11 protein-coding genes are annotated in these 22999 nt (G+C 46.3%); 8 read left to right on the top strand and 3 right to left on the bottom strand.

The window, feature by feature from the left end; genetic code table 11:
- Positions 1-71 precede the first annotated feature (71 nt).
- The 3 genes from OW491_RS01110 to OW491_RS01120 form a co-directional block, all read right to left on the bottom strand.
- A complete protein-coding gene (locus OW491_RS01110; protein ID WP_075173782.1) occupies positions 72-1379 on the bottom strand; it encodes a DEAD/DEAH box helicase in 1308 nt (435 codons plus the stop codon).
- Between the two features lie 109 nt (positions 1380-1488).
- Positions 1489-1893, bottom strand: coding sequence for a DUF4332 domain-containing protein (locus tag OW491_RS01115; protein ID WP_075173783.1), 405 nt, complete (start codon positions 1891-1893; stop codon positions 1489-1491).
- Positions 1894-2034: 141 nt separating this feature from the next.
- Entirely contained in the window at positions 2035-2685 is a 651-nt protein-coding gene (locus tag OW491_RS01120; protein ID WP_246813307.1) for a 2OG-Fe(II) oxygenase, read from the bottom strand.
- Between the two features lie 126 nt (positions 2686-2811).
- Here OW491_RS01120 and OW491_RS01125 point away from each other — a divergent pair, with 126 nt between their 5' ends.
- From OW491_RS01125 to greB, 8 genes are all read left to right on the top strand, one after another.
- The gene (locus OW491_RS01125) at positions 2812-3327 is read left to right on the top strand and encodes an NlpC/P60 family protein (RefSeq protein WP_075179832.1); all 516 of its coding nucleotides are present in this window, start codon (positions 2812-2814) and stop codon (positions 3325-3327) included.
- A 181-nt stretch (positions 3328-3508) separates the two neighbouring features.
- The gene (locus OW491_RS01130; protein ID WP_178969270.1) at positions 3509-3904 is read left to right on the top strand and encodes a hypothetical protein; all 396 of its coding nucleotides are present in this window, start codon (positions 3509-3511) and stop codon (positions 3902-3904) included.
- A 430-nt stretch (positions 3905-4334) separates the two neighbouring features.
- Positions 4335-16523, top strand: coding sequence for a VCBS domain-containing protein (locus OW491_RS01135; protein ID WP_290034409.1), 12189 nt, complete (start codon positions 4335-4337; stop codon positions 16521-16523).
- Positions 16524-16576: 53 nt separating this feature from the next.
- A complete protein-coding gene (locus tag OW491_RS01140) occupies positions 16577-18172 on the top strand; it encodes a TolC family protein (RefSeq protein ID WP_290034410.1) in 1596 nt (531 codons plus the stop codon).
- Between the two features lie 4 nt (positions 18173-18176).
- Complete coding sequence (locus OW491_RS01145) at positions 18177-18932, top strand: efflux RND transporter periplasmic adaptor subunit (protein ID WP_290034411.1); 756 nt, start codon at positions 18177-18179, stop codon at positions 18930-18932.
- Positions 18929-20269 carry a biotin/lipoyl-binding protein gene (locus tag OW491_RS01150; RefSeq protein ID WP_290034412.1) on the top strand — a complete coding sequence of 447 codons (1341 nt, stop codon included), beginning with the start codon at positions 18929-18931 and terminating at the stop codon, positions 20267-20269. Before OW491_RS01145 ends, OW491_RS01150 begins: the two co-directional genes overlap by 4 nt.
- Position 20270: 1 nt before the next feature.
- Positions 20271-22361: an HlyD family efflux transporter periplasmic adaptor subunit gene (locus OW491_RS01155; RefSeq protein WP_290034413.1), complete on the top strand. Its 2091-nt coding sequence runs from the start codon at positions 20271-20273 to the stop codon at positions 22359-22361.
- Positions 22362-22454: 93 nt separating this feature from the next.
- On the top strand, positions 22455-22937 hold the full coding sequence (gene greB, locus OW491_RS01160) for a transcription elongation factor GreB (RefSeq protein WP_075173792.1): 483 nt from the start codon (positions 22455-22457) through the stop codon (positions 22935-22937).
- Positions 22938-22999 lie beyond the last annotated feature (62 nt).

Below are 22999 nucleotides of genomic sequence, written 5' to 3' on the forward strand. Positions count from 1 at the left end.
GGTTCAGAGCTCCACAGCTCCACAGCTTATGTCGGCTAAGCGTGTGGAGTGATCCCTGTAATCGTAATTTTCTATCGCTTTTTGAAAGGGGAAAAACCATCATCAATCGGTGCCGACGGAGATGAAGGCCGCTTCCCGGCTCTCTTCTTAGGCGCCGCTTTTGTCTTACTTAGTTTTTTCTCCGCTGTCTTTTTCTTTTTTGGCCCTGCGGCTTTGCCAGAGGCTTTCAGCTTTTTCGGCCCCAAATAACTACCTTCAAGGCCTTTAATGGTACGTTTCTCGAAGTGAGTCTTGAGATAACGCTCAATGCTTGACATGAGGTTCCATTCATTAGGGCTGATGAGTGAAATCGCCAAGCCTTGGCGCCCTGCGCGACCCGTTCTTCCTACACGGTGAGTGTGTTCGTCACCTTTGCGTGCCATTTCATAGTTGATAACTAGGTCGATACCGTCCACATCCAGACCGCGCGCGGCTACATCGGTGGCAACCAAGATGTCAATTTTCCCAATTTTTAGCAGGTTCATTGCATGCTTGCGCTGTTCCTGGGTGAGATCCCCATGAATAACACCCGCTTTTAACTTGTTGTAGCGTAAGTAGCCCGATAGACGATCGGCTTGTACTTTTGTGTTGACAAAGACAATCGCTTTCTCATAAGTCTCATGTGTAAGTAGCCAGACTAATTGCTTATCTTTCAAACTGTTATCAATAGCCGGGATTATTTGCTGTGCAATGTTAATGTGCGCAGCTCGGCGGCTGGTGAGCATTAAGTTTTCGGGATCTTTTAGTGAGGATGAAACAACAGAGGACATGCTTTTATGGCCCAGTGTTGCAGAGAACAGCAGCGATTGCCGCTCTTCAGGGCAGGCTGAAATAATGCGATTCATGTCTTCTTCGAATCCCATCTCAAGCATACGGTCTGCTTCATCTAAGATGAGAACCTCGATGTCTTCAAGGGAAATACTCTGCCTATCTAAATGCTCAACTAACCGGCCTGGCGTTGCTATTAATATTTCAGGATTTTTACGTAAACGAGCTGCTTGGGGCTTGAACGGCTCTCCGCCGCAAACCGTATCTGCATTGATAAAAGTGAATTTGGCAAATTTAGCGATCTCTTCCTGAATTTGTATCGCCAGCTCCCGGGTAGGGGCAAGTATGAGCGCGCGAGCACCTAAATTGGGTTGTTTATTAGTCTGCAAGCGTTGCAACAATGGTAACCCGAACGCTAAGGTTTTACCGCTGCCTGTTTCTGCTGTTACTAGTAAATCTTTACCCGCTAGCGCCAGAGGAATAGTTTCTCGCTGTACGTCTGTTGGCTTAGTAAAAGAGAGTGAATCCAGCGCTTTTAATAAACGCTCGTCAAGGTTGAATTCAGTGAACACAGGCAGTTAATCTCAATAGTCAATAAAGAGAACATGCTACCAGATTTGTCAGCAGTAGGGCAGAACAGAAACGGCAAGTACGGGTGACTTGCCGTTAAATGATGAGATATTAATAGTGGATAGCGCGCGGTAGCTCTTTAGCTTGAGTTACCCAGCCTTCAACTTGGTTGCTAGAAGGCATTTGAACAACGATGGATTGCTCAGTATTAATTTCTACCATTTTGGCGTGTAAGTTAGCACCATTACGTTGCGCAAGTTCTGGTACAGTGTCTACACCTGCTAACTCAAGCAAATCGGCATAAGCTGTGCTTACCCCTTTGATGCGTGCCAAGTCAGCACGGTTTAGCCACGCTAAAATATCTTTTTCGTCTAAGCCTGAAGCGCTTGCTACCTCTTTACGGCCCTTTTTATCACCACAAACCTCAAGGAATTTTTCCTGAGTTGTCGCGCCTGCTTCTTTTAATTTTGTTGCGCTTGCTTCTGTAATGCCTTTAATGTCGGTCAGCTTAGCCATGCCTTATTTCCTCAGATGTTAGAAGATATCGGATGTATGTGATTGTAAGTAACGCACCTGAACAACAACGAAACAAAAGTTGTCTCATTTTATTCAATAACTGTCACATAGTATGTCGAGTGAAATAATTCTTCCACCCATCTACAACGGCGGATCAACTTTATGTTCGGTTGAGCTGTTAATTCGAAACCATCCCGCGATGCTGTATCGATCTTTTTTCGTTTTTATTACTTCATGAGGGAACTCATCGCTCAAAAAGATAACAAAGCATCCGGCCTTGGGTTCCACACACATAATCTGATCGCCGCTGAGGTTGTATATGATGAGCTCACCGCCGTCATTTTCTGACCACTGGTTATTTAAATACAACACGGTTGTTAGTATCCGGTTTGATTGTCCGGTAAAAGCATCTTGGTGTTTTTTATAGAATCCGTTGGGCGGGTAATGCGCAAAGTGGGATTCGTAATCAAATAAACCTAGGAATAGACGCTTGTTAATGGCTAAGCGAAGGGCTTCCATAGCGGATAAATACAGTGCATCAATAGTGTGTTTTGGATCAAGCCAATGAATGGTATCCGTTCGAATCGTCTGATTAATATGATGATCATCAAGTCGTCCAATACCTGCCGGTTCTAGAATCGCGTCAGGGTGAGTTATGCGTCTCGTTAGACTCTCGATGAGGGTTAACGGTAAAAGGTCGTTAACGACACAATAACCTTGCAGGTATAGTTGCTCGGCCAAATGGTTTAACACAAGGTCAGACATTTGGTTATACTGAACGTTATTATTCAATCTATAGATCTCTGAAATTAAAGAATAGTATTATACTTCCCATATTAAGCGGTTAAGGTAGTGTTATTACACAAGCTGCCGCTGTAAATACAAAGGCACAGTGCCCTCTTTATAGGTAGTCGTTTAATGAAGTTTGTTCGATATAGTGTGTGTTGTGCGTTAGTTATTGCGCTAACTGGGTGTTCTGTTCCTAAGCGTCCTGCAACGGTAGTAGAATCTTATGCTATTGGTGAAATTGAGGCCGTAGCACCTAAAAAGCAAGGCTTTTTTAGTAAATTGTTTGCGCACTATGCCGATTGGCAAGGCACTCCGTATAAATACGGTGGAACCACAAAACAAGGAGTGGATTGCTCCGCCTTTGTAGCACTCACGTATGCTGAGCTGTTCGATGTGCATTTACCGCGAACGACTAAAGCGCAAGCGAAAATTGGAGATGAAATAAATCGCTGGGAAATGGAGCCCGGTGACTTAGTCTTATTTAAAACCACACCGCGACAGCGACATGTAGGCATTTATATTGGCGAAGATCAGTTCATGCATGCATCATCACGCAAAGGCGTGACAATTTCTAAAATGGACAATCCTTATTGGTCTAAACGATTTTGGAAAGCCGTGCGAACGCAGTTAGATGTATCAGGTTAATTAAGCATCAATATAACACTTTTCAGCAATAGCGCAGGCTGCAAGATAGAGTCTGCGACTTATCCACATGTTATCCGCTTTTCTATCCCCGTTTTTTGTTAACAAAACTCGCTTTTTTTAGATAAAAGTAAATTTATTTAAAAATAGTATTGATAATAATTCTCATTTCTACTAATCTTAAATGGCTCGCAAGTCATACCGCTTAACACCTCGTTATCGGTATGCTTCACCCAATTATCTGATAGCTTTCTTATCAGGTGATTACACGGTTCTTGTCATTCTGCGGGGCTATATTAGCCCCGTCTTTTTTCTTGATATCAATTCGATAACGGCTTATGAACTCGATTTTTTAGTCGAGGATTCTACTTTCTTAGTTGTGTTTTTGGTCGACGCCGCTTTCTTGGTGTCTGTCGCTTTTTGTTTAGCGCTACTTGCCGTTTTATTGGTTAAATTTTTAGTTTCTTTTTTGGCAGCCGTTTTTGTGCTCGATGATTTCTTGTCGGCTGCTTTAGAAATAGATGATTTAGCTTTGGTTCGGCAGTGGGCTTTAACGGAGGCCCCATCAGCTCGTTTGTAGCCTGATACCCAATAGCATGAGTTTGAATTGTCGCAAGCACTTTGCGAGATGCCTTTACAGGCTGAAGCGGCGGACGCAGGCAATGTGGTAAGCGATGAAAGAATGACAATTGAAGATAAAACTGTTTTGAGCGAAGGGATCTGCATTAAAAATTCTCCAGTTTGTTAGTGAGTTCGGAATTCCTTTCCGGCCTCGTATTTAATACACAACAAGATTAACCTTAGTTTAACCCCTTATTTTACAAATGATTGGCTCTTATTAACCGTGTATTAAGTAACACGGATTACTGATTCGATCTTAGCAATTAGCATTTAATAATTTTTTGAAAATTATTCAGTTTTAAGCCTGCAGGCCGACACGTTTTAACTACACTTCTATACATTGTTTTGTGACGCATCACGTTGAACCTAATTGCCAGGTAGTATTAATTATGAAAAAGACCGACTTGCTTTCTTTAGAGTCCCGCTTACTTTTAGATGCAGCGGCTGCAGTGACATTAACTGACAATACGAATGTGGATGTTAATAGTGATGGGTCTGTAGCAACCGCTTCTGGTCAGGAAGACACCGCTGTCGCACTCGCGGGTGTTGCTATTAGTGATGAGAATGGCTCGAATAATTATTCGCTGCGTTTAACCCTAAATACAGATGCCATTTCAGCGGGTAGCCTTTTCTTGCAAGGTGGAAGTGATGCAGGTACTCAATTAACTCTAACAGGCACCGCATCGGAAATTAATACAGCGCTTGCAGGGGTTCAGGTTCAGCCGGGTAGTAACTATACGGGTGACTTGTCTGTGGCTATGGTTTTAAAGGAAGGTGCTACGGACCGAGACCAAGCGACCTACAATATTGCGTTAACCCCTGTGAACGATGATCCAATACTTTCTAATCCTGCTTTAGAGGTCCAAGAAAGTTCAACAGTCACATTTTCAATTGAAGCACTAGGGTTAAGTGACCCTGATATTGAGTCAGGTGAGCAAGGTTATGACCAACTGATCATAGAGATAGGCTCGTTACCGACTAATGGACGGTTATACTTTAGCGGGTCTCCTGTTGCTCCCGGTTCTACATTAGACGCGTCGCAATTAGCGAGTTTGACCTATGTGCATGATGGTAGTGATGTGGCCTCTGGCGATAGTGACTCGTTTGATATCAGAGTGCTTGATGGTGCTGGTGGGGAGGCTGCAGCCAGTTTGTCGGTTAACTTGCTGCCGCTCAATACCGCCCCTGAAATAACGGGGGAGCCAGAGCAGTTTGAAGGAGAAACAACTTCTTTAGGTTTAAGTTACAGTGATTCTGAGGCAGGACATGCTGACGCGTCCAGTAACGCTCAAGTGGCAATAACGGATATATCTGGGCTGACCGATCGCGGTGTTTTATTTTTAGACAGCGATAATGATGGCATTGTTGATGCGGGCGAAGAAATAAGCTCCATTAGTGATGCTGCCGCACAGTTTTCAGCTGATAAGTTGGCATTGCTTTCATTTGCTCACGATGGCGATGAGCCAAATGTTGTAGCGCCAGTTTTTACTATTCAAATAACCGATAACGGTGGTGGTGAGGGCGACGGAGCTAAGATTACAACGTCGCGTGATGTCACCATTGCCATTACTGAGAATAATGATGACCCCATAGCGGTAGTAACAGGCGATCCAATTAACGCCGTTGATACGGGTAACACAGGAGTCACGCTAACACTGGATGATTTAACCGCTACTGATCCAGACAGTACGAATGAGCAGCTTGTCTTTAGTGTTGCCTCTGAACCTGACTTCGGTCAAATCCAGCTAAATCAAGGAACAGTGGCTGTCCCGGATTGGGTAGCACTACCGGTTGGTGGCGTTTTTAGCGTGGCAGATATTGCCGATGGTAAAGTACGTTATGTGCAAACGTCGACTGATGGCAGCTCAACTGATACGGGGCTAAGTTTTACGTTGTCAGATTCAGAATACCGCGCGTTTGACAATGCTGGGGAGGCTGGTGCCTGGAGAGACAGTGAAGGTAACCTACAAACGGGGTCGTTAACCTTTATTATTGGATCAACCACAGGAGACCCAGCCGATTATGCTACTCCAGCCATCAGCGATACTATTGTAAACCAGGGTAGGGCTAACTTTGATGAAGCAGCCACTATAACCATCACCAGTGCCGATCTTTCCTATACGCTCACCGCTAACACTTATACCTTTCCCGCCACACAGGTTGTATACAGTGTCAGTAGCCTACCCAGTAACGGGACGTTGTACTTGGACGGCAATGCAATTAAAGCTTATGGTTCGTTTACTCAAGACGACATAGATAACAATCGAATTACTTTCGAGCATAACGGTAGTGAAGATCATCACGGTAGTTTCTCGTTCATTGTCACTAATGGTGGTAATTATGAAGGAACTGGAAGCTTTACCTTAAACGCATACCCCATTAACGACACTCCGGATGTTGGCGAAACTACAGTAGAGCTGACCGAAGCGACCGCTACAAACGACGGAATAGTGCGAATAGGCTTATCAGATATAGAAATGTCTGATGAAGATGGTTCGCAAAGTACCTTAGATGCGGGTGAAGACCCAAATAGCGAAGGTGGAACTGACGTTCTTTGGTTTCAAATTACAGCCTTACCCGAAGATGGTGTTCTGGAGCGTTGGAACGCGTCAAACTCTGCATGGGAAACTATCACACTAGACGGGGCGTGGTATGAACAGAGCATCCTGTCCAGCTCTGTTGATGGGGGAACCAGTGGTATCCGATATCAACATAGTGGCGGGGATACATCTGCAAACCTTATTGATAGTTTTACCTATGTTGTACGTGATGATTTAACCGCGGCGGCTGATCCATTAGAGCCCGATACGAGCTCACCTGACCCAGCGGCAAACAATCAATCAGACACGGGCACAGTTACCTTAGAAATTTCACCGTTTAATGATGCGCCAATTATTGCAGCATCATCAACTGACCCGGATCAGTCTATTACTAACAGTGATGGAAATACCGAAACTACCGCCAATGAAATTTTAGTGGTTGGTGAGGGGGATGAGCAGGTGATCACCTCATCCCATCTAACAGCGATAGACTCTGATAACAGCACTCGCCAATCCACTTTCAAGATAATTAATCTTACGGAAAATGGACGCATTTTATTCAATGGGAAAACACTCATTGTTGGCAGTACGTTTACTCAGGATGATATCGATAATGGTTTCATTAGCTATGAGCATGATGGCTCAGAAACGCGCTCCGACCAGTTTACTTTTGAAGTGAGTGATGGGCCATTAACAACCGCTGTTGGTACTTTTGATATTCAAGTCCAAGCACGTAACGATGCTGCCGAAGTTACGGCTAATCAACCTAACGATTCGTTTGTAACCAGTAATGTGCTGGATCTGGGAGGCGCATTTACTCTATCAGATGTGGATATTAGTGATGCCGATTCAGGCTTAGGTGTGGGCGCAGGTGAAACGGATGAGTTAACCGTTACCTTGACGCTGAATGACGGTGCTGATGCTCAAATTTCTAATGCCGATGCATCAATTACACTCAGTGATGTTACAGGCTTAACCGTGACGGGGACGCCAGGTACTGATACACAAATCACGTTAACAGGGTCATTGGCCGATTTGCAAGCAGCGTTAACAGGGCTAGGTGTCTCGGCAAGCAATGATTTGGATTCAGCGTTGGTGCTAGTGCTGGACGCTGATGACCGTTTACAAGCAAACAGCTCAGCGGCGAATGGCGGCACAGTCAATGATGATGGCAGTGCCGTTTCGCAAAGCAACAATGTTTCGAGTGCCTCGGTAAATCTCGTTACTTCTACAGTGAACGATGCGCCGGTTGTAACCCTTGCTGCGCAAACGGTGAATGAAGACACCCCAACACTGTTAACGGGGCTTTCTATTTCTGATGTGGACAGTTTTGATGAACAAGTCACTGCTACTGTAGCTGTCACTGCCGGTAGCTTATCTACATCGAACTCAGGCGTGGCTGTCACAGGTAATGGAACGACAGGCATCACATTGACCGGGACTGTTGATCAAGTTAATGCGGCTTTGGCTCAAGTACTGTATACGCCAGATGATCAAGATAATGGGACAGAAACTCTGACACTCACAGTAACGGATAGCGACGTTCACGGAGCGAGTTCTTCGTTAAGTGATTCAGAGTCTACTTCTCTCACTATTACCGCTATTAATGACGCGCCACAGTTAAACATAACCGATGATCACTTTACCCTGAATACAGGTACGAACATTGATATTACCGGTGTGAGCATTGCCGATATTAATGATGAAGGTCAAAGCACCTATAACGCAAACCAAGAAGTAGTTTTGAGCGTTTCACAAAATGCTGGGGACGCTGATGGGCTTATTTCGGTTACAGGAGAAGCAGCCGCAAGCACGCTGACATTGACGGGCACCTTAGCGGATATTAACGCGAAATTAGCAACATTGAATTTTTCACCGACTGACCCTGATGCTGACGATACCGCGGTGATTAATATCGTCTATTCAGATTTGGCAAACGGTGATCAAACAACAGATCAGTCGAATGCACTCACAGAATCTGGCGCTATCACAATTGATATTAGTAATACCAATGATGCTCCAGTTGTGAATGGTGATGCAACGTTTGCGATGAATGAGGATCAAAGTTTCTCGTTGTCAGGCTATACCATCAGTGATGCTGACCATTTTGATACGAGTAGTATGACGATCAGCATTACCGTCACAGAAGGGACGCTAGCAGATAGCAGCGGTAACGGAACCCTAAGTGGTGATTTGCGGACGTTAACACTGAATGCTGCCTCGCTTGCTGAGCTAAACGCCTTACTAGCAGCGACGAGTTACTCACCTGACGCTGATTACTTCGGGAGCGATACGTTAACCATTACCGTCACGGATGGCGGTAACACCGGTGATGGCGGCACTTTAAACGATACACTTGCTGTGGCAGTTACCGTTAATAACGTAAATGACCGACCTGATAATACAGGGGTAGATGTTACTCTGGCAGATGAGAACGAAGGGATAGCAGCCCCAGCTGGCGAGACTTTTACTTCTCTCTTGGCCGGTAACTACTCGGATGCCACCGATGACCAAACGGCTAACAATGGAGGGTCAAGCGGATCTCAAGCTACTGCGCTTTCGTTTATTGCAATAACAGGCAATGCCGCCACCGCCGAACAAGGGGAGTGGCAGGTATTTGTGGGCGGTAGTTGGACGTCAATCAGTACCAGCGCTTCTGATAGCGCCGCGGTTATTGTTACGGCTGATACCTTAGTGCGCTTCTTACCGGCCGACGATTTTAATGGCGAGCCCGGAGAGTTGACGACCCGTTTGGGGGATAACAGCCAGCCAACGATAAGCACAAGCAGCGGCGGGACTGATACTTATAATTTAAGTACAACAGGGGATCTTGGTGCTGATGAAAGTGTCTGGTCGGACGCGACATCTAATGTCGGTATCCATGTCAATGCGGTGAATGACCCACCAACCATTACAGTTAGCTCGGCAGACCTAGCTGATATTGCCGAAGACTCCACGCCTAGTGGCACATCAGTTTTAGCACTTTATGGTCCTGGCTATGATGACGGGACAGACGGGCAATCTGATACGGCCGTTAATAACGGGAGTGATGCATCGAACCTCGGCGGTATAGCACTAATAGACAATAACACCCCTGCTTCTCAGGGCGAGTGGCAGTATAACACCGGCGGGGGCTGGGTAGCTGTCGGCTCTGCTGTAACATCGACCAGCGCGTTGGTGTTAGCGCCTGATGCTGAAATACGCTTTGTGCCCGCAGCAGACTTTCATGGTGTTGTATCTGGCTTGTCGTATGTGGTGGCGGATAGTGATCAAACCGCTCAGAACGGTCAGTTGGTAGATGTTTCCTATTCTGCCACGGGCACCTGGTCCGATTCGGCAAGCCCTGGTGTTACGAAAATCACGGTTAATCCGGTTAATGATGCGCCAGTGGTGGCGGGAGATACCGGAGGCTCCACAACGCCAATAGTATCAATAGAAAATACAGGACAAGGTACAGGATCTGCTGAGGAAAACTTATTCAGTAATGTTACCTTATCAGATATTGATGCAGTACTGGGTAGCGATGATTTTGGCGGTGGCTCAATAACAGTCAATATTGCGGATGCAAGTGCGGCGGATCAGCTGCTGGTAGATAGCGGGTTAACGGGCGTGCAATCCACCTCCGCTCCGACGACAGGGCAGTTAGTCATCCAGTTAGCTAGTGGTACGACAGCTGAACAAGTTGTCACTATTGTAGAAGCTATTCGTTTCTCAAATACATCGGATGCACCCAATACCGATGTGCGTGGTTATAACCTTGTCGTCAATGACGGAAACAATAACAACACTTCGGGCGGCCCAAGCTCTGCAAATTCTAATACGCTAAGCGGCTTCTTACAGGTTCAAAATACTAATGACACGCCGACGCCTCAGGCCGATACAAATACGGTTAATGAAGACACAAATGCGTCTGGCAATGTGCTCACAAACGATACGGATCCTGATGTAGAGTCCTTAACTGTCAATGCTGTAAACGGCAATGCAGGCCTAGTCAGTGAAAATGTCGCTGGAGATAACGGCGGTGTCTTTGTTATCGAATCCAATGGTGATTATACATTCTCACCCGGCTCAGATTTCCAATATTTAAAAGTAGGTGAGCAAATTGATACGCAGGTTACGTATCAAGTCACGGATGCGGATGGTGTAACGGCTACAACTACATTAACGGTAACAGTCACAGGGACGGATGATGTTCCCGTATTAACCCCTGATACTGGAGATGTTGTTGAAGATGATGCCGCAACACTGATGACGTCTGGCACACTTGCCGCTGGAACTAATGGTGATGCCGGTGAAGATAAATTTGTAGCGGAAACCTTAACCGGAACGTATGGGCAATTGGCGGTGGATGAAAACGGTGCTTGGAACTACAGCGCTGATAACAGCCAAACGAGTATTCAAACCATCGCTCAAGGGGATACTCGCACGGATACTTTTACTGTAACCAGTGCGGATAACACCACAACAACTACGGTTACTATTACGTTGACAGGCGTTAATGATACACCGGTAGCCAATAATGACAGTGGGGCAACTTCTGAAAATGCAACGCTAACCGTACCGGTCAATGTAGGTCTATTAAGTAACGATACTGATGTCGATAGTGGCGACACGTTATCGGTTGTCGAGGTTGATAATGATACAAATAACCTGAACTCACCGGTATCTGGAAGTACAGGCGGTACTTTTACGGTGGCGGGCGATGGCAGCTACAGCTTTAATCCAGGCACTGACTTTGATTATCTGGCTGCAGGCGAAACGGCAACCACTACCCTGGCTGTATTAGTCAGCGACTCTCAGGGCGCGACTTCATCGTCTTTATTGAGTGTTGTGGTAACAGGGACTAATGATGCGCCTGTGGCAACAACGCCTGCTGCGCAAACAGACTCTGATGGAGCGTCTGTTTCATACGATATCAGCACCTATTTCCTTGATCCTGATACCTCTGACACGCTCTCTTATAGCGTGGATGTCCTGCCTGCGGGGTTATCGCTCAACACAGCAACGGGTGTGATCTCTGGTGATATCGCGCCAAATGCGTCACAAGGTGGAAATACGGCAACACCAGGTCAGTATCAAATCACACTGACGGCTACAGATAATAACTCAGCGACAGAGCAAGCTGTGTTTACATGGACAGTCAGTAATGTTGATCCAACGGCGAATGATGATACGGCTAGTGTCAATGAAGGCGTAGAGCCAGCCGATAGCACGACGGTTGCTGGGAATGTCATCATCACCTCACCAACAAGTGCAGAGAACGACCAAGATGGCGGCGCCGACGCTGATACGTTAAGTTCAGATGCGTGGGTGGCTGGGGAAGCGACACCATTAGCGATATCGGGTGATACAGATATTGTAGGTACTTACGGTACGTTGAGTGTCTCGCTTGATGGTAGTTATAGTTATGCGGTCAATAATGCATTAGCTAGTATTCAGGCGTTAAATACGTCCCAATCTTTGAACGATGTATTTACTTACCAAGTCAGCGATGGCCAAGGCGGAACAGACGAAGCCACATTAACCATCACTATTAATGGCACTAATGATGTACCTGTGACGGTCGGTAGCTTGTCCAACCAGACAGCCAATGATGGCGAAACAATTAGTGATATTGATATCTCCGGGTTATTCGATGATGTTGATAACGGTGCAGTGCTAACCTATAGCGCTGATGATTTACCTGCAGGCTTAACGCTTAATAGCGCAACCGGTGTTATCAGTGGCCAAGTGGATGGCGATGCCTCCATTAATGGTGCGGCTAGTAACGGTGTTTATAATGTCGTTATTACGGCAACTGATGAAAACTCAACACAGACACAATCGAGCTTCGAATGGGTTGTATCTAATGTTGCTCCTATGGCACAGGACGATGCAGCTAGTGTAAATGAAGGTGAAGCATCTACAGATGTTACCGCTGTCACTGGTAATGTGATCACGGCGGTACAGCCGGGCGATGTAAGCGATGGTGAGCAAAACGGAGATGATGATACCCTCAATGTGACGGGTATTGGTTTCGGCACTCATGTAGCGACAACAACAGCCGTGGATACGGGCCTTTCGGGTAATTATGGCGTTGTGAGCGTAGGTGCAGGTGGGGCCTATACCTATCAAGTGGATAATACGCTTGCTGCTGTACAGGCCCTAGCTGATGGTGAGTCCTTCACAGAGGTATTCACCTATAGCATCACGGATGGTCAAGGTGGTAACGATAGTGCATTACTCACCATTACCATCAATGGTACCAACGATGCACCTGAGATCACGGTAAATGCCGGTGATACAGCTGTAAGCAGCCTCACCGAAACCGATGCGGGGCTAACTGACAGTGGCCAATTGAGCCTGACAGACCTCGATACCACCGACACCGTTACGGCCAGCGTGGACAGCTTAACGACCACGGGTGAGCTGGACACACTCAGTAATGCTGATTTATTGAGCATGCTGACCGTCACCAGCGACGTAATCGACGGTACGACACAAAACGGCATAATTGAATGGGACTTTGACAGTGCCGGCACCACCTTTGATTACCTCGCCGAAGGCGAACAATTGGTACTGACCTACAACGTGCTGGTTGAAGATAGCGAAGGCGCGCAAGACACCCAAACGATCACCCTCACGATTAACGGCACTAACGATGTACCTGAGATCACGGTAAATGCCGGTGATACAGCTGCAAGCAGCCTCACCGAAACTGATGCGGGGTTAACTGACAGTGGTCAATTGAGCCTGACAGACCTCGATACCTCCGATACCGTTACGGCCAGTGTGGACAGCTTAACGACCACGGGTGAGCTGGACACACTCAGCAATGCCGATCTATTGAGCATGTTGACCGTCACCAGCGACGTAATCGACGGTACGACCCGAAACGGCATAATTGAATGGGACTTTGACAGTGCCGGCACCACCTTTGATTACCTCGCCGAAGGCGAACAATTGGTACTGACCTACAACGTGCTGGTTGAAGATAGCGAAGGCGCGCAAGACACCCAAACGGTCACCCTCACGATTAACGGCACTAACGATGCACCTGAGATTACGGTAAATGCCGGTGATACAGCTGTAAGCAGCCTCACCGAAACTGATGCGGGGCTAACTGACAGTGGCCAATTGAGCCTGACAGACCTCGATACCACCGACACTGTTGCGGCCAGTGTGGACAGTTTAACCACCACGGGTGAGCTGGACACACTCAGCAATGCCGACCTATTGAGCATGTTGACCGTCACCAGCGACGTAATCGACGGTACGACCCAAAACGGCATAATTGAATGGGACTTTGACAGTGCCGGCACCACCTTCGATTACCTCGCCGAAGGCGAACAATTGGTGCTGATCTACAAGGTGCTAGTTGAAGACAGCGAAGGCGCGCAAGCCACCCAAACGGTCACACTCACGATTAACGGCACTAACGATGCACCTGAGATAACCGTAAATGCGGGCGATAAAGTTAATAGCAACTTGACCGAAACCAATAGTGGATTGGTAGACAACGGCAAAATCAGCGTAGGGGATCTGGATACAAGCGAAGCGGTTGCCGCTGAGGTGGATAGTGTATCAACCTCTGGTGATACAGGCCCTTACAGCCCTGCTCAGTTGTTAGATATGTTGGCCGTGACCGATGTTGTCATTGGCTTTGGCAGCCAAGCAGGGGTGGTGGAGTGGAACTTTGATAGTCAAGGAGCCACCTTCGACCATCTGGCTGATGGCGAGACGCTTGTCTTGACCTATACAGTCAGTGTGACTGATGCACAAGGCGCGACTAGTCAACAGCTTGTTACCTTGACTATTGAAGGCTCTAATGATGCGCCGGAAATCACCTTAACCCCTACTGATAGTGCGACTGCGGAGCTAACAGAAACCGATGATGGTCTACAAAGCGAAGGGACGCTATCGGTCACTGACCTTGATACGACAGACGAAGTGATCGCTCGTGTCAGTCACCTTGAAACGACTGGCGATACGCACACATACTCGCCAGATGATTTACTGGCTATGTTAGATGTGACAGCAACCGTTATCGAAAACGGTTCGCAAAATGAGGTTTTAGAGTGGAATTTTGATAGCCAAGATATTGCGTTTGATCACTTAGCTGTAGGGGAACAGTTAGTGCTTAGTTATACCGTGACAGTTGAAGATGTTCACGGTGCAACAAGTGAGCAGCGGGTTACTATTACTATTAATGGTGCTAAAGATGCGCCAAGCATTATCGTAGAGAACGGCGACACTGCAGAAGTGGAGCTAACAGAAACCAATGAGCCTTTATCAACCGAAGGGCAGCTGAGTATTTTTGATAAGGATACGAGCGACTCCATTGTGGCAGCCGTTGAGAATGTCGCGGTAGTTGGTGATACGCATGGACTGAGCCATGCCGAACTGCAAACGATGTTGAGTGTAACGGACTTAGTAATCGACAGTGACACGCAAGCGGGAACGCTGGGGTGGAGTTTTGATAGCGCTGAACAAACTTTTGATTACTTAGCCGCTGGCGAAAAGCTCGTTCTTACTTATACCGTCAGTGTTACAGACAGTCAGGGTAACTCCAATACGCACCCTATTGTAGTAACACTGGTTGGCACTAATGACCTTCCAGAAGCAAGCACGGACCTTGATGATACCGCCGTACTTACTCAGCGGTTGAATGATTCTGAGGTAGTAAATGGCATCGATATTTCAGGGGCTTTCAACGATAAAGATAATGCGGCGGTCTTTAGCTACCAGGCTATTGGTTTGCCGTCTGGGCTGGTTATTGATCCCGAAACCGGTGTTATTAGCGGCCAATTGCGCGCTGATGCTTCCACGGGTGGAAATGCGACAGAGGCAGGTGAGTATTCCGTAACCATTGCCGTTACTGATGAGCAAGGTGGTACTTTTGAATCCACCTTGCTGATTCAAGTGGCTAACCTAGAACCCATTACCACGGATGTAACGGCTACATTAATTGAGGATAGAGTAAGAGAAGCTGAAGGTAATGTGCTATTTGATGATCAAGGCAATGTAATTCAGGTTGACCTAGACGGTGATGATTTGCGCATCAGCCAGATTGACTCCCTAACGATACCTGTTGGGGAAACGGTGGAAGTTGTAGGCACTTATGGGGTGTTGAGCATTTCGTCTGATGGCACATGGCATTATGAGCAAACCCGCACATCGGTAGCATTACAGTCGCTTAATTTTGGCGAAACAGGCATTGATCAGTTTGCGTTTACGGTTAACGACTCACAAGGTGGAGCTGTTATTAGCCAGTTGATCATCACTATAGAAGGTGATGCTGAGCCGCACGTTGCGTCGGAGCCGGTTGAACAAGCGTCTTTATCTTCTGACTCGCAAGCTAACGTATTTACTGGTGATAGTTCATCTGGTACAGGAGGTTTTGGGGGCGGAAGCGCTAGCGACAATAATTTAGGAGCGGCGGCCTCGGTCATTGAGTCCTATACGGATAAGGTCATTCAAAATATCCGCATTGAGCCTGTGCAACTATCAGTGGCTTTGCGGGATATCGTCGTTAATGAATCGTTATATAAGTTTTCATTACCGCCTGGTGCATTCGAAAGTACAAATAATGAGGATATATCGATAGAGGCGACGTTGCCTGACGGTAGTCCTCTTCCTGACTATATTAATTTCGATGAAGAATCTGGCACATTCATAATATCGCGCGACATAGCGTTGGTGCAGGGCATTGAAAAAATCGAAGTTAAAGTCACAGGTGAGGATGAATCCGGTAATGAAGCGAGCACCAGTTTTATTATTTACCTCGTCAATGAAGATCAAGCTAATGGAGGCCCTTCTTCAGCCTCTGCCGAATTATTTGCAAATAATTCAACTGTTGTCGGTCAAGTTTCTGAACCACTAGTCGCTATTACACAAAGTAGTGGGCGAGACACAACAGTTAAAGTGGCATCAAAAGAAATGCCTGGGTCGGTAGAGTCATTATCCATTCAACTAGCATCAGCGGGGCAAGGAGCTTTTGAACAAGAGTTCACGCACTCTTTGGATATGTTGATGGAATTGTTACAGGAAGAGGGATAGTTCCTCAAAGCAGGCTACGGAAGAAAATGTTAACTATGTTATTTAGGCCAAATATGAAAGTTATTCAGGGTTCGATTAATAAAGTTTCGATGAAAGTTGTAGGTAAAGTCGCAGTGCTAGGCACGAGCATTTTAATCATTGCCGGGTGTAGTACCGTGCAACGTGATCCAATGGCTTTGAATGAAATAGAGTCAGCGATAGAGGCTGATAAAGCATTGTTTTTGGAGGCGTCACCTCCCTTGTCGAAACCGTTGACTCTAGCTGAAGCCATGGCGCATGCGCTCAAGTATAACGTGAACAACCGGGTTCGTTTGATGGAGCAAGCATTGGCCGATCAAAGTTTTCGCTTAGCAAAAATGGATATGTTGCCGCTATTGGCAGCAAATGCTGGTTTAACAAGCCGCAGCAATGTTGATGCCTCAAGCAGTGAATCAGTTGAGACAGGTATCGAGAGTCTAGAGCCATCAACGTCGACTGATCAGTCGCGCCGTAATGCAGATCTACGCTTGTCATGGAATGCATTGGACTTTGGCGTTAGTTACCTCAAAGCAAAGCAAGAAGCAGATCGTTTTGAAATTGCCCGTTATGAACGTCGCGATATTATGTCTAAGCTACTGCAAGAAACGCGCGCGGCGTACTGGAAGGCCGCTGTAACTCAAGAGCTTAGGCCAAAAATTGAAGAGTTGTTACAGCGAACAGATAAAGCGTTGCAAAACTTAGAGAAAATACAAAAAGAAAAACTTCGTGCACCGGTTGTTGTTTTACAAGAGCGCCGCAAACTACTCTCCATTACACGCAACTTAAAAAGTCTTCAGCAGTCAGTTGATGCCGCTCAAATTGAACTTGCTAATATTATTAATCAGCCACCTAGTACAGTGGTTGCTTTAAGTGTTCCTAAAAAACGTCCTGAGTTAACACGCTTTGATCAGGTAGATATTGAGCAGCTCGAAAGAGCAGCGCTTAGCAATAACGTTGATTACATTGGTGAGTTATACAATGCGAGAATAGCGCAGCGCGAAGCCAAGAAATCTATGCTACGAATGTTCCCAGGGCTAGAGTTCTCTTACGCTGGTAACTATGACAGTAACAGCTACTTATACAACAGCACTTGGGGGCAGGCTGGTATTCGCATTAGTTGGAATATTATGCGTTTGTTCTCAATGGGGATCATTAAAGACCAAAATGAAGCTCGTGAATACATGGTTGAGGCTCGTCGTATGGCCGCAAGCATGGGGGTTATCGCGCAGGTGAATTTGGGTTGGCAGCAGTACCGCAATGCAATTGATGCTTTAGACTTGTCTCAACAGTTCGAGGAGCTTGATAACCAAATAGCGGGTTTTAACTCTCAGGCACGAGCTAGCAGCGCTATATCCGGCACTGAGTCATTACTGTCTGAGGCTCGCGCGGTTAATTCGCAGCTTACCAATTTGCTGTCATATGCTGAAGCCCAAGAAGCATACGGGAACTTTATGCTGAGTGTCGGTTTTAACCCCGTTCCTAGTGACTACCAACATTACAGCATAGAAGAGCTGGCTTCTGTTATTACTCAAGGCTTTGATCTGTGGGCATCAGGAGTACCCAGTGAACAGCAATTGCGTCAATTTAGCAGCCAAACGCATGATATAGCGATAACTAAGGCTGAGGGGTAAGCTAATGCGAAAGCAACATTCTTTAGTCGCCGTCCTCTTAAGCTGTTTAGCGTCGCTTAGCTATGCTCAAGAATCTCAGGTAAGAGGGCAATTGACTGCATTGAACATGACTCAATTAGCTGCTCCCATAGCAGGTAGAGTGATAGAGCTTAAGAAGCGTGCAGGCGAAGAGGTAAAAGCAGGCGATCTGCTTGCCTCTTTTGATTGTCGTTCAATTAAAGCAGAAGAGAGTGTTGCCTCCGCTCGGTTATCAGCTGCGAACACTAAGTATAAAGTGAATAAGAGACTCGCTAAGTACGATAATGTGAGTAGTTTGGATGTTGAGCTATCTCGAGCTGATGTTGTAGAAGCCAATGCCGCACTAAAACTTGTACGCGTTCGCTTAGACGACTGCAACGTTAACGCGCCTTTTGATGCTGAAGTGATCAGCCGCGATGTTAATTTACATCAACATGTATCCGTAGGTGATCCTTTATTTGGTTTGGTGAGTAAAGCGGATATGGAAATTGAAGCGGTCATCCCTGCCAAGTGGCTAAGTTATGTGAAAGCAGGTATATCCGTAACTTTCACCTCGGATACCACAGGAGAGCAAGTTCAAGGAGAAATAGCCCGTATCATTGATAATGTTGATCCTGTAAGCCAAACCTTAAAAGTAATCGCCACACCCACGCTTCCTGATGAGCATGCCTTTAAACCGGGTATGAGTGGCGTAGTTAACTTTGCGAATGACAATTTGGCGGTGGCTGCGGGGGCAGAATGAGCGCTGCTATTGATGTTAAACGTGAGGCGCCAGTTACAACCGATCGTTTGGCGGCTGTGCTGACGTTACAAAAAAGGCTGTTAGCTGCTAAAAATCGTCGCGAAGCTGAATATATCTTAGTGAATGATACGGCTTATTTGGTGAAAGCTCGTCAAATGTTGTTTGTATACAATCAGCAGCTCAGCAGTCATTCATCAGTACCCGATATTTCGGCCCAAACGCCTTATTTGTTGTGGGCCAAAAAAGTTGTTCAGTCTCTATCCGGTTTGTTTATAGAGCAAACTTCGCCACAAGTTGTATCAAAAGAGCAGGTCAACCCAGAATCCTTTCGTCAAGAGTGGCCAAGCTATTGGCCTGAGCATGGGCTTTGGGTGCCTATGGTGTGGAGAGGGCAGACACTGGGCGCTCTATTGATATTGAGAGAAGGCTTGTGGAAAGAGGCTGAAAAACAACTGTTACAACATTGGGTGGCTAGTGCTGCTCCGGTAATTTCCCAAGCCGAAAGTAAAGGGCCGTCAGCCTCTAAAAAGCGGGTGTATGGCGTTGTACTTGCCGCTTTGATCCTTATTGGCTTGTGTTGGCCTGTGCATTTAACGGTGTTATCTGATGCAGAGGTTGTCCCTAAAGCCACCCAGTTAGTACGTGCTCCGTTAGATGGGATAATCAAAACTGTTCATGTAGAGCCGAATCAGCGTGTCGAAAAAGGGCAAGTTTTACTGACCTTAGATGACTCAGCGCTTTATGGTCAGCTTGAAAAATCACGTCAAGCACTTGCTGTTATTGATGCTGAGTATCGGCGTAGCTTGCAGCAGGCGATGAGTAACCCAGCGAGCAATGCGGAAGTGCCTTTGTTAGCAGCGCGAGTGAAACAAGCGCAAAGCGAAGTTGATTTTTTACAAGGTGAGCTAAAGCGTGTCAGTGTCATCGCCCCGCAAACGGGTGTAGCCATGATCAGTTCAGTTAATGACTGGTTAGGTAAGCCAGTTGCTTTGGGTGAAAAGATAATGGCCGTAGCAGGTAGTCACGGTGAAGATGTTGAGCTGTGGATACCCAGTGCGGATAACATTCCTTTTCCTGATGGTGCTCCCATTAAGCTGTATTGGAATGTTGACCCATCCACAGTAATGCATGCTCAGCTGCTACATGTGAACTATCGCGCAGAAATGTCTCCCAGCGGTGTTGTGGCATACCGAGGTCGAGCTAAGCTGTTAGAAAGCAATAACCCCCCTATTGCGGGTTGGCGAGGTATCGCTAGAATCGAAGGAGAAAAAGTCAGTCTGTTCTTTTACTTCTTTAGGCGTCCCCTAGCGAGTTTACGGAGCTGGTTGGGAGTCTAGTATGGACAATAACCCCCAGTTGCCTGTTTTACGCCAAGACCTTCACCTTACTGCATTGACGAATGAGCCTGATGGGCATCGGCGCTGGTTACTTCAAGACCCTGTTACCCAGAGTTTCCATCGTATCGGTGAGGCTGTTGTCGACTTATTGCCTTTTTTTCGAGGGCAGTTATTGTCTGAAGCTTTAGAGGCCGCAGGGCAGGCATTAAAGCGAACGGTCGATACACAAGAAATGCTCGATATTGCTTCTTTTTTACGTCAACACCATTTGGTATGGGGAGACGACCAACAAAAGTCCTACTTTGAGAAACAAAAGCAGGCAAAGCCGACAGGGATTCGTTGGTTATTACAGCATTATTTATTTATTAAGTTGCCGCTTTCGAACCCCGATCGTTGGTTGTCTAATCATGTGACTCAAGTCGCATGGATGGGGCATTATGCTGTTCGCATAGTGATTTGTGCGCTGTTGGTTTGGGGTGTGTGGCTAACTGTTCATCAGTGGGATAGCTTCATAGCAAGTTTTGCAGCCTTGAAAGAAGCTGCTGGATGGTGGTCTCTCTTTTTCGCTTTAGTGTTTGTGAAAATACTGCATGAGTTAGGTCATGCGTTTACGGCTAAATATTTAGGCTGCAAAGTGCCTGTAATCGGCTTATCGTTTATTGTAGGTTGGCCGATTCTATATACAGATACGACCGATGTTTGGCGTATACAAAATGCGAGGTCTCGACTCAGGGTTGGGCTAGCAGGAATATGGGTTGAACTCTATGTAGCCGTCCTAGCGCTTATCGCTTGGCATATTTTACCAGCCGGATGGCTACGAGATATATGTTTTTGGTTGGCAACAACCACTTGGATAATGTCGGTACTTGTTAACTTTAATCCCCTGATGCGCTTTGATGGTTATTACATTCTAACCGATGCTTTTCAATTTCCTAATTTAGAGTCGCGTTCACAAGCGCTCGCACGCTGGCAATTGCGCGAATGGTTGTTTGGGGATAACCGCACGCCACCAGAGCGACCCAATAAAGCTGTTATTTGGTTTGCTTTTTTTGTATGGGTTTATCGCTTCTTTCTCTTTTTAGGGATAGCCGTTGCCGTTTACCTTTTCTTTTTTAAGCTGCTTGGCCTAGCTCTTTTTTGTGTTGAAATTTGGTATTTCATTGCTCGTCCAGTCATGCGGGAGATGGGGCGATGGAAACAGGAAAAGCATTTGATGAAATGGAACAGAGCAAAATTACGAACACTCTTTATCCTAATTTTACTGGTGGCAGCTTTTTGCATTCCTTGGAAAACTGGGGTGCGCTCACCTGCTTTAATGGCTTATGAATCACAACGGGTGACGGCTCCAATTGGTGGACAGCTTTTAGCACTGCCTTCGCTAGGCGATACCGTTAGTGAGGGAGACACTTTCGCGTTTATTGAGAATGCCGATCTTCGTTTTCGTCTTGAAAACAGTGTCGATTATCAAGAGCAGCTTAATTGGCAATTAGAATCCCAAGGTTTAGATGCTCGTTTTTTGGATAATAGCCCCCTAGTTCGGGCCGAGTTATCCACACAGAACGAGCGAGTCAAAAACCTACAGAGCCAACTGGATGTAGGTCAGATTCGAGCTGACATAAATGCCACGGTTGCTGATATCAATGATGATATTCAGATGCACGATTGGGTGAGCAAAGGTGAGCACTTGCTTACGCTGGTTGACCCTAGTTCGGTGACTATCATAGCTTGGGTGGATGAATCGAGTTTGTTGCTGTTATCAAAAGGGACCCACGCGAGTTTTTATCAAGATGATCACCCCGCCAGTCCTATACCGTTAATGATAAACAGTATCGCAATGCATCCCATATCTCAGTTGGATCGCCCTGAAATGGCGAAGCGCTTTGGTGGGCGTATCGATGTACTGGAAAATGAAAAAGGGGAGTTAAAACCATTAGCTAGCCTGTACGAAGTTTCATTAGCACCCGCTGATCAGAGAGATATTTCAGGTGTTGTGCAACAAGGTATGGTGACGTTTGATGTACAACCGGAAAGCGCCCTCACACGTGTTTATAAAAAAGTGTTAGGCATTTGGTATAGAGAAAGTGTGTTTTGATCAGAAACTAGCATACTCATCTCGATTAAAACGGTGTAGTGGGTGCCTGTTTAGGTTAATCTCTCGCGAACAGAAGTAGAGTTTATATAGTCGATGAGAACACAACTGATTACCCGTGAAGGGTATAACGCCCTTAAAAAAGAACTGGATTATTTATGGCGCCAGGAGCGTCCTGAGGTAACGAAAAAGGTAACTTGGGCCGCAAGCCTCGGCGATCGAAGTGAGAATGCCGATTACCAATACAATAAAAAGCGCTTACGAGAAATCGACCGGCGTGTTCGTTACTTAAGTAAATGTATCGAAAACCTAAAAATTGTTGATTACTCGCCAGAACAAGAAGGCCGTGTTTTCTTTGGTGCTTGGGTTAGTATCGAAAGTGAGAGCGGTGAGCAAAAACGGTTTCGTATCGCTGGCTATGATGAAATTTTTGGTCGTCAAGACTATATATCGATCGATTCCCCCATGGCGCGTGCATTGCTTAAAAAGTCAGTGGGTGATGAAGCTGCCGTCATTACACCTGCAGGCGAGGCCTACTGGTATATTAATCAAATAGAATATAATGTCGGCGAATCATAATAGCGTTCTTCTTTAAGATTTCTGACGATGTGCCGATATAAACACCTATCGCGTTAAGGTGT

Origin of the sequence: Neptunomonas sp. CHC150, from assembly GCF_030397555.1 — a bacterium.
Taxonomy (GTDB): Bacteria; Pseudomonadota; Gammaproteobacteria; order Pseudomonadales; family Balneatricaceae; genus Neptunomonas; species Neptunomonas phycophila.

Excerpts from the sequence above, each read along its gene's own strand:
- OW491_RS01135 (WP_290034409.1), top strand. The coding sequence starts at position 4,335 with ATGAAAAAGACCGACTTGCTTTCTTTAGAGTCCCGCTTACTTTTAGAT.
- OW491_RS01145 (WP_290034411.1), top strand. The coding sequence starts at position 18,177 with ATGCGAAAGCAACATTCTTTAGTCGCCGTCCTCTTAAGCTGTTTAGCG.
- OW491_RS01155 (WP_290034413.1), top strand. The coding sequence starts at position 20,271 with ATGGACAATAACCCCCAGTTGCCTGTTTTACGCCAAGACCTTCACCTT.
- OW491_RS01150 (WP_290034412.1), top strand. The coding sequence starts at position 18,929 with ATGAGCGCTGCTATTGATGTTAAACGTGAGGCGCCAGTTACAACCGAT.
- OW491_RS01125 (WP_075179832.1), top strand. The coding sequence starts at position 2,812 with ATGAAGTTTGTTCGATATAGTGTGTGTTGTGCGTTAGTTATTGCGCTA.
- greB (WP_075173792.1), top strand. The coding sequence starts at position 22,455 with ATGAGAACACAACTGATTACCCGTGAAGGGTATAACGCCCTTAAAAAA.
- OW491_RS01130 (WP_178969270.1), top strand. The coding sequence starts at position 3,509 with ATGGCTCGCAAGTCATACCGCTTAACACCTCGTTATCGGTATGCTTCA.
- OW491_RS01115 (WP_075173783.1), bottom strand. The coding sequence starts at position 1,893 with ATGGCTAAGCTGACCGACATTAAAGGCATTACAGAAGCAAGCGCAACA.
- OW491_RS01140 (WP_290034410.1), top strand. The coding sequence starts at position 16,577 with ATGAAAGTTATTCAGGGTTCGATTAATAAAGTTTCGATGAAAGTTGTA.